The sequence below is a fragment of the Metasolibacillus sp. genome (assembly GCF_025291715.1).
GTDB classification, from domain to species: domain Bacteria; phylum Bacillota; class Bacilli; order Bacillales_A; family Planococcaceae; genus Metasolibacillus; species Metasolibacillus louembei.
Window position 1 is genome coordinate 21852 of record NZ_JAMBIZ010000042.1, and the last position, 8496, is coordinate 30347.

Below are 8496 nucleotides of genomic sequence, written 5' to 3' on the forward strand. Positions count from 1 at the left end.
AAAAACTGAAAATTGATTTTTTTTGAAAGATTTACTAGAATGTAGTTATGGTTTTGTACTTGTTGCTAGCGCTTTCATTTTAGCGCTAATACATTTGGTACAGAAAAGATTGGTACCATCGCGTTTATCAATTTGATAAATGTGTTTTGATAAATATGGCTAGTGTTTATAGGTACAATTTCTAGCTGAGGCAAAAAAGGGAGGAAATAAAATGAAGAAACAACGTTGGGCTCTTCTAGCAATGTTATTTGCACTAATGTTCGTATTAGCTGCATGTGGCGGAGATAAAAACGAAGACGCAAGCAAAGGCACTGACACAGATAAAACTGACGGTGGCACAACGACTAATGAAGGAACAAATACTGAGCAAGAAGATGGTTTCCAATTAGCTGTTGAAAACGAAGGTGCTCCTATTGAAGGCGGTACATTAATGGTAGCAATGCAGAAGGATTCACCTTTCCAAGGTATCTTCTCATATGCATTATATGAAGATGCATACGATGGTGATTTATTATCATTCGCATCTAATTCTCTTTTCAAAACTGACGGTGACTTCTTAATTACTGATGAAGGTATTGCTAGCATGGAATCAAAGCCAGCAGAAAAAGAGGGTGAACCAAACATTGTAACGATTAAAATTCGTGAAGGTGTTAAATGGTCTGATGGCGAGCCATTAAAAATCGAAGATTTAATTTTACCATATGAAATTATCGCACACGCTGATTATACAGGTGTTCGTTATGGCGAAGAGCTAAAAAATATTATCGGTGTTGAAGAGTATCATAATGGTACAGCAGACACAATTTCTGGTCTGAAAAAGATTGATGAAACAACTTTAGAAATTCATATGAAACAGATTTCTCCAGCATTAGCTTCTGGTGGTGATGGTCTTTGGACATATGCTGAGCCAAGCCACATCCTTGGTGATGTTCCTGTAGCGGACTTAGTAGAGCATGATGCAGTTCGTAAAAATCCAGTTACACTTGGTGCTTTCGTAATTGATCGCATTGTTCCTGGTGAGTCTGTACAATACAAAGCAAATGAGCACTACTGGAAAGGTAAGCCGAAATTAGATGGCGTTATCGTAAAAGTAGTACCACCTGCTTCTATCGCAAAAGCTTTAGAGGCTGGCGAATATGACTTAGCATTATCATTCGGTTCTGCGCAATATCCAGAAATCGAAAACTTAACAAACATTGATATTTTAGCTCGCCCTGAGCTTTACTACTCATACCTAGGCTTTAAACTAGGTAAATGGGATTCAGAAACTAAAGCTGTAGTAACAGATTTAGAAAACTCTAAAATGGGTGACGTAAACTTACGTCAAGCTATGGCTTATGCATTAAACGTTGAAGAAGTAACAGAAGTGTTCTATGATGGTTTACGTGAGCGTGCAAATGCTATCATGCCACCAGTATTTAAATCATATTACAATCCTGAATTAGAAGGATATAAATACGATCCTGAAAAAGCAAACCAATTATTAGACGACGCTGGCTTCAAAGATGTTGACGGCGACGGCTTCCGTGAAGATAAAGATGGTAAACCACTTGAAATTAAATTTGCTACAATGTCAGGTGACGATGTAGCTGAGCAAATTGCAGCATTCTGGTTACAAAACTGGAAAGAAGTTGGCTTAAATGTAGTATTCACAGATGGCCGTACACTTGAATTCAACTCATTCTATGACCGAGTTCAAGCGGATGATCCGAACATTGATATCTTTATGGCTGCATGGGGTGTAGGTACTAACCCATCTCAAATTAGCACATATGGACTTAATGCTCAATATAACTTCTCTCGCTACACATCTGAGAGCTTACAACAAACTTTATTGAACATGGATTCTCCAGAGGCATTCGATGCATCTTACCGTGCGGCACAGTTTGCGGCATTCGAAAAAGAAATTGCTGAATTAGCTCCAATCGTTCCAATGATGTACCGTTTAGAACTTTCACCTGTTAATAAACGTGTGAAAAATTATAGCATTGACTATTCTACCCCAACGGAACTTCAAGATATCGAATTAACTGCTGATGCACCAATTAAATAATAATTAGTGTAAGGCTAAAACCCCCTCTCTTGCATTTGCGGGAGAGGGGGGTTTTGATTTAACTACATAAAAATATATTATAAGTAATATTTTGTTTGTGAAAAGGTCAGCACTAAATATGTTTGAATATCATTTTGTTCTGTACAAGGATGTATCTAACGTACTCCAATGTGTAGCGCAAAGCGTGCATAAATTTCAATACCATTTTTAATGGATACCTAAATCGTTCGTGAAATGCAACTTTAACATCAATAGTCAGCTTTATATTATCTTTATAAAAAGAAATGGCTTCATACCTTTCAGCCTCATCTAATACCCTCAAATTAGGAATAGAATATTGAATTTTTGATTTCTCTAGCTTTGCTTTATACTTCCGCATCATTAATAGTTAAACGAATGAGCCCAAGGGAAGTTGTTAACATCGTTCCATCAGTTACAGCTTCAAACGCTGTGCTAAAAACTTCCCGATGCCATCTTCATTATTGGATAGCGTAATTTCATTAGCAATGTTCTTTAATGGTTCAATGCCATTGTTCATTGCAACACCTATTCCTGCATAATCAATCATTTCTAAATCGTTATCCTCATCACCGAAAGCAATAATGCGCTCGCGTGGAATTTGCATTTCATGGGCAATACGAGAAATGCCAACCGCTTTACTTAACCCTTTGCGTACAACTTCAATAATATTGAATGGTGCCCCCCAGCGACGGTGCTCAATTAATTCAGCATGGACATCCTCTAAATGCTGACGAATTGTTGTAATATGCTGATCTGTCGCTTGAATAAGTAAGCTAGTAGGGTCCTCCAATAAATGAGTTTTTAAATTACCTGTTGTAATTTGTGGATTGCCCATCGTTAAAATATGCATCATTTTTTCATCTTCATTATGCAAATAAACATCATCCATTATTTCTGCGATTAAATTTTCATAATCAAATTTATCAACTGAATCGACAACATCGTGTACAACGCTCATTGCAAGCGGTGAATGAAGCTGCTGCCAAGCACTATTCGTTGGGTGATGTACTAATGCACCATTAAAATTAACGATTGGTGTTTTTAAATCAAGCTCACGATAATAAATTTCACTCGCACGATAAGGACGACCCGTTGCAATCATGACTGCATGTCCCTCTTGCTGGGCTTTCATTAAAACATCCTTTGTATATGTGGAGATTTGTTGTTGATCTGTTAGTAATGTACCGTCTAGATCTAAGACGATTAAATGTTGCTTCATATAAGATAGTCCCCTTTCATTAGCGTCAACAAAGCTAAACGCTAAAAACAAGCAAGCAGTATATGTCACTGATTGAAGTTTCATTCTATTTTACTGTGTCTCGCTATTATACGTCAAAGTTTTGTCATATCATTCAATTTTTGTTACTCTAAATATAATATTGTTTGTAGGAGTGAGGTTCAGTGATTGTACAACGTGAGGTGTGGGAGCACATACCATTATTGCATGTGCATACGAAAGAAATGTCTACAGAAAGCCCTAGCGTCATCTTTATTCATGGCTTTGGAAGTGCGAAGGAGCATAATTTACATTTTGCTTATCAGTTAGTAGAGAAAGGGGTACGTGTCATTTTACCTGATGCCCATTTACACGGGGAGCGTGCAAAGCCGAATACAAGCACACAGCAGCTAGAGCCTGTATTTTGGGATATTGTTACACGTACAGTAGGAGAAGTTGAAACGATTGATAAAGCTCTTCAAAATAAAGGCTTATTAGCAAATAACACTATCGGTATTGCAGGTACTTCAATGGGCGGTATTGTGACAGTAGGCTGTTTAAGTCAATATGATTGGATACAGGCTGCTGGCGTTTGTATGGGGGCAACAAGCTATACAAAATTTGCTGAGCATCAGCTTGCTCAATTTGCAAAAGCTGGTGTGCAACTGCCTCTTACAGAGCAAGAGCTTGCCCATACAATGACGGCATTGGCAGCATATGATTTAGAAAATAAAGAGGATATTTTACAGCGAGTGCCAACAATTTTTTGGCATGGCAAACAAGATCAAGTTGTCCCATTTGAGATGAGCTATCCATATTTCGAAAAGCATGGAGAAAATTCGCGCTCTGCCTACATGGTAGATGAAAAAGCTGGGCATGCTGTATCAAGAGCAGGGATGCTTGCCGTAACGGACTGGCTTGCACAGCATTTGGCATAAGCTTAGAGTTCTGCTATCATAAAATGTAACAAGGAAGGAGTGTTGAGAAATGGCGATTGATCAAGATATGAAAGATAGCATGTATGGTGCTTTAGAAAATGTAATTGACCCTGAGTTAGGTATTGATATTATTAACTTAGGCTTAGTATATGATGTGGATTTAAATGAAGAAGGTTTAGCAACGGTGACGATGACGTTAACTTCTATGGGATGCCCACTTGGCCCTGTTATTGTAGATCAAGTGAAAACAGCTTTAGGTGAGCTACCAGAAGTAAAGGATACGGAAGTTAATATTGTGTGGACACCAGCGTGGTCAAAAGATATGATGACACGCTATGCAAAAATGGCGCTAGGTGTGCGCTAAATGTAAAAGTCGATTTCATACCAAAAATATTGGTGTGAAATCGACTTTTTTAATCGATTCGACAAATCGTTAAAGGACAATTTTCACAATTAATTTCATTCTTTAAAAACTGTAAATCATGTACCGTAATATAACTTTTGTTAAAGGAAATGATGTTGCGCTTTTTCAAATCATTGAGCATACGATTAATCAATTCACGGCTTGTAGCACATAGGTTTGCTAACTCAGTGTTCGTTAAAGTGAAATTGATAAAGATAGAACCATCCTCTTGCACTTCTCCATACGTATTAGTTAGGCGAATTAATGTTGAATAAAGTGCTCCCTTTTTTCCATGAAGCATTAAATCGCGCAAGCGACTTTGATGTTTCATCGACTCGATTTGCACCCATTGTAAATATTCCATCATTAATTTGGGATGTTCTGTTACTAACAATTCGAACGTGTTATGTGAAAGTGATAATAATGTGGCTGTCTCCAATGCTCTAGCGTTAACCATATGATAGTTAAGCTGACAAAATGGCGAGCTTTCCCCAATGATGACACCATCACCACAAATACGTAAAGTTAATTCCTTACCTTGCTCGGTTTCCTTACTAAGCTGGATAATGCCGCTTTTAATTAAAAATATGTGATGTGCTTTTTCACCTTCTTGAAAGAGCTGATGACCTTTATCAATTTTTATTAATGAACCATGTTCTTCAAATAGCTGAAAAATCTCTGTAGGGATTGTTTGAAAAGACATGTACATGCACTCCTTTCTTACATAGATGTAGGAATTGTGACTGACATTTTCAAAAATTGTTTAAGGCTATAATAGCATAATATGTATAAGGAAAATATAGCTTCTGTATTAAAATATGACTTTCTTATTGAAGGAAGACTATGCTCCATCAGTTGTGGAGTATTTTTTTGCAAAGTTTTCTCTAAAGACTTATAATTTAATTAGTCAGTAAAGGTCAAACTTTTTGGAGGGATATTTAATGCAATTTAAACAAACAGAAGATAATCGTCCCCCTTTAGAACAATTTGGGCGGAATTTAATCGAAGAAGTGAAGAAGGGGAAAATGGACCCTGTTATTGGGCGAGATGAAGAAATTCGCAATGTCATTCGCATCTTAACAAGAAAAACAAAAAACAATCCGGTACTAATTGGAGAGCCAGGTGTCGGAAAGACGGCTATCGTTGAAGGGTTAGCACAGCGTATTGTACGCAAAGATGTGCCAGAAGGATTAAAGGATGCAGAGCTGTATGAACTAGATATGAGTGCATTAATTGCAGGTGCGAGCTACCGTGGACAATTTGAGGAGCGCTTAAAGGCTGTATTGAAGCAAGTGAAGGATTCAGAAGGGCGCATCATTTTATTTATTGATGAAATTCATACAATTGTTGGCGCAGGTAAAACAGATGGTGCAATGGATGCAGGAAATATGCTGAAGCCAATGCTAGCGCGCGGTGAATTGCATTGCATTGGGGCAACAACTTTAGATGAGTACCGTATGTATATTGAGAAGGACCCTGCATTAGAGCGTCGCTTCCAGCAAGTATTAGTGCGTGAGCCTTCTATCGAGGATACTGTATCAATTTTACGTGGCTTGAAGGAGCGCTTTGAGCTACACCATGCTGTGCGCATTCATGACCGTGCGATTATTGCGGCGGCAGAATTATCAAATCGTTATATTACGGAACGCTTTTTACCAGATAAAGCGATTGATTTAATTGATGAGGCATGTGCGATGATTCGTACAGAAATTGATTCAATGCCACAGGAGCTCGATATGATAAAGCGTCGTTTGATGCAGCTTGAAATCGAGGAACAAGCATTACAGAAGGAAAAAGATGAGGCAAGTAAAAAACGCCTCGAAACATTAAGGAATGAAATTGCTGAATTGAAAGCATCATCAAATGATATGATGACACAATGGGAAGCTGAAAAGGCGAGCTTGCAATCCATTCAAAAGAAACGTGAGCAGCTCGATAAACATCGTCGTGATTTAGAAGAGGCGGAGAGCAAATATGATTTAAACAAAGCAGCAGAGCTACGTCACGGTAAAATTCCAACATTGGAAAAAGAATTAGCAGAGCTCGAAGCATCTTTAAATGATGAGGAGGCGCGTCTATTACGTGAGGAAGTAACAGCAGATGAAATTGCCTCTATCGTTGCACGTTGGACAGGCATTCCTGTAACGAAGCTTGTAGAGGGGGAGCGTGAAAAGCTACTGCGCTTAAAGGATGTTTTACATGAACGTGTCGTAGGGCAGGACAATGCAGTAACGCTCGTTACAGAGGCTGTATGGCGTGCACGTGCAGGTATTAAAGACCCAACAAAGCCAATAGGTTCATTTTTATTTTTAGGACCTACAGGTGTTGGAAAAACGGAGCTAGCCAAAGCATTAGCTGCACAATTATTTGATTCAGAGGATCACTTTATTCGCATTGATATGAGTGAGTATATGGAAAAGCACAGTGTTTCGAGACTTGTTGGTGCACCTCCAGGCTATATTGGCTATGAGGAAGGCGGACAGTTAACAGAAGCCGTTCGTCGTAATCCATATGCGGTCGTACTTTTAGATGAAATCGAAAAGGCACATCCAGATGTCGCGAATATTTTATTACAAGTGCTAGATGATGGACGCATTACGGATAGCCAAGGGCGTAATGTTAACTTTAGCAATACGGTTATTATTATGACATCAAATATTGGCTCAAGCTATTTACTGGAAGCAAATGAACAGGCTGAGGAGCTTGTCATGACAGCTCTTCGTCAGCATTTCAAGCCAGAGCTATTGAATCGTGTTGATGATATTATTACATTCCATGCTTTAACGAATGAACATTTTTATGCAATCGCTTGGAAATATGTTCACCAGCTACAGGCACGCATTGCAGAGCAGGAAATTACTGTGAATGTGGATGATGCAGTTGTTCGGTGGGTTGTAGAACAAGGCGTCGACGTACAATTTGGTGCACGTCCATTGAAACGCTTCGTACAACGCCATATTGAAACGGCCGTAGCAAAGGCGTTGCTGCAAGGTGATGTATTGCCTGGGGATACATTAGAAGTAACATTGCTTGATGGTGCGGTGCATATTGAGAAGTTTCATAACTAACTGTACAATTAATTAAATAATAGGATTGAAGAGACAAGAATTGTACTCCAATTCTTGTTTTTTTGATTTTCCGTAATTATACAATATACTTATGAAGAGGGAATGTTTTTGGCTTATAGTTGTTAATATTTTAAATTGGAAATAAATTGAAGATGTAGATAAAATATTAATTATATTTGTTTGAAAGGAGATTAGGATATGAGAATTTATCTTGATGAGGTAAAAAAATATTATAGTTGGGTTTTCATTTTTAAATATGCAATGTTATTAACATCAGCACTTTTTATCATTGATATTTTAAATTTTCCTACTAAGTTTTTATTGGCATATGATATGAAAATCACAGTAATTTTGATAATGTTAGTGTTTTTATTCTTTATATTAACAGCAGTAGAATTTCATTTTTTTGACGCGTTCAAAATTGTTTCGATAAACATAATCGATGCAATATACTTAGTGATTTTACTATCATCAATTTTATATAGTAGTATATCGTTAATATATGCATCTCTTTCCCCGTATAAAATAGTATCGCTAATACTTATGCTAATTATAGTAATAGAACTTATTAGAATAAGATCAGGCGGGATAAAAAAGGCAATTGAAACAGTAGGGGAATACAAATCGAATGTCATTGATTTAAAAGATATTTATAATGGTAAATTTTCAATGATAGAGGGGCAGCCTATTATGTTAGGTGAAAAAGAAGTTGATTATGACTGTAACCGCTAAAATAAAATTAACAGTTTTTGCTCATTTCAATTGAACACTTTTTCACCAATTCAATAGTTTCCTGT

At 37.4% G+C, this 8496-nt stretch carries 7 protein-coding genes; 5 read left to right on the forward strand and 2 right to left on the reverse strand.

The features are described from left to right. The first annotated feature begins 211 nt into the window (after positions 1–211). Positions 212–2053, forward strand: coding sequence for an oligopeptide ABC transporter substrate-binding protein (locus M3Z76_RS18115; protein ID WP_293929522.1), 1842 nt, complete (start codon positions 212–214; stop codon positions 2051–2053). Positions 2054–2486: 433 nt separating this feature from the next. Here the strand turns inward: M3Z76_RS18115 and M3Z76_RS18120 are convergent, their stop codons facing one another. Continuing rightward, positions 2487–3293, reverse strand: a complete 807-nt coding sequence (locus M3Z76_RS18120) for a Cof-type HAD-IIB family hydrolase (RefSeq protein WP_293929521.1) — start codon at positions 3291–3293, stop codon at positions 2487–2489. A 182-nt stretch (positions 3294–3475) separates the two neighbouring features. Here M3Z76_RS18120 and M3Z76_RS18125 point away from each other — a divergent pair, with 182 nt between their 5' ends. Together M3Z76_RS18125 and M3Z76_RS18130 are read left to right on the forward strand one after the other, a co-directional pair. Beyond that, positions 3476–4228 carry a prolyl oligopeptidase family serine peptidase gene (locus M3Z76_RS18125; protein WP_293929520.1) on the forward strand — a complete coding sequence of 251 codons (753 nt, stop codon included), beginning with the start codon at positions 3476–3478 and terminating at the stop codon, positions 4226–4228. Between the two features lie 49 nt (positions 4229–4277). Next, on the forward strand, positions 4278–4592 hold the full coding sequence (locus M3Z76_RS18130) for a metal-sulfur cluster assembly factor (protein WP_483310187.1): 315 nt from the start codon (positions 4278–4280) through the stop codon (positions 4590–4592). A gap of 49 nt (positions 4593–4641) precedes the next feature. Here M3Z76_RS18130 and M3Z76_RS18135 read toward each other — a convergent pair whose 3' ends face one another. Beyond that, positions 4642–5334 (reverse strand): Crp/Fnr family transcriptional regulator, encoded by a 693-nt coding sequence (locus tag M3Z76_RS18135; protein WP_293929519.1) that lies wholly within the window; start codon positions 5332–5334, stop codon positions 4642–4644. 238 nt (positions 5335–5572) lie between these two features. Between M3Z76_RS18135 and M3Z76_RS18140 the strand changes: the two genes are divergently transcribed. Together M3Z76_RS18140 and M3Z76_RS18145 are read left to right on the forward strand one after the other, a co-directional pair. Continuing rightward, complete coding sequence (locus tag M3Z76_RS18140) at positions 5573–7699, forward strand: ATP-dependent Clp protease ATP-binding subunit (protein WP_293929518.1); 2127 nt, start codon at positions 5573–5575, stop codon at positions 7697–7699. Positions 7700–7897: 198 nt separating this feature from the next. Further along, a complete protein-coding gene (locus M3Z76_RS18145; RefSeq protein ID WP_293929517.1) occupies positions 7898–8431 on the forward strand; it encodes a hypothetical protein in 534 nt (177 codons plus the stop codon). Positions 8432–8496: the final 65 nt, after the last annotated feature.

Excerpts from the sequence above, each read along its gene's own strand:
- M3Z76_RS18115 (WP_293929522.1), top strand. The coding sequence starts at position 212 with ATGAAGAAACAACGTTGGGCTCTTCTAGCAATGTTATTTGCACTAATG.
- M3Z76_RS18120 (WP_293929521.1), bottom strand. The coding sequence starts at position 3,293 with ATGAAGCAACATTTAATCGTCTTAGATCTAGACGGTACATTACTAACA.
- M3Z76_RS18130 (WP_483310187.1), top strand. The coding sequence starts at position 4,278 with ATGGCGATTGATCAAGATATGAAAGATAGCATGTATGGTGCTTTAGAA.
- M3Z76_RS18135 (WP_293929519.1), bottom strand. The coding sequence starts at position 5,334 with ATGTCTTTTCAAACAATCCCTACAGAGATTTTTCAGCTATTTGAAGAA.
- M3Z76_RS18140 (WP_293929518.1), top strand. The coding sequence starts at position 5,573 with ATGCAATTTAAACAAACAGAAGATAATCGTCCCCCTTTAGAACAATTT.
- M3Z76_RS18145 (WP_293929517.1), top strand. The coding sequence starts at position 7,898 with ATGAGAATTTATCTTGATGAGGTAAAAAAATATTATAGTTGGGTTTTC.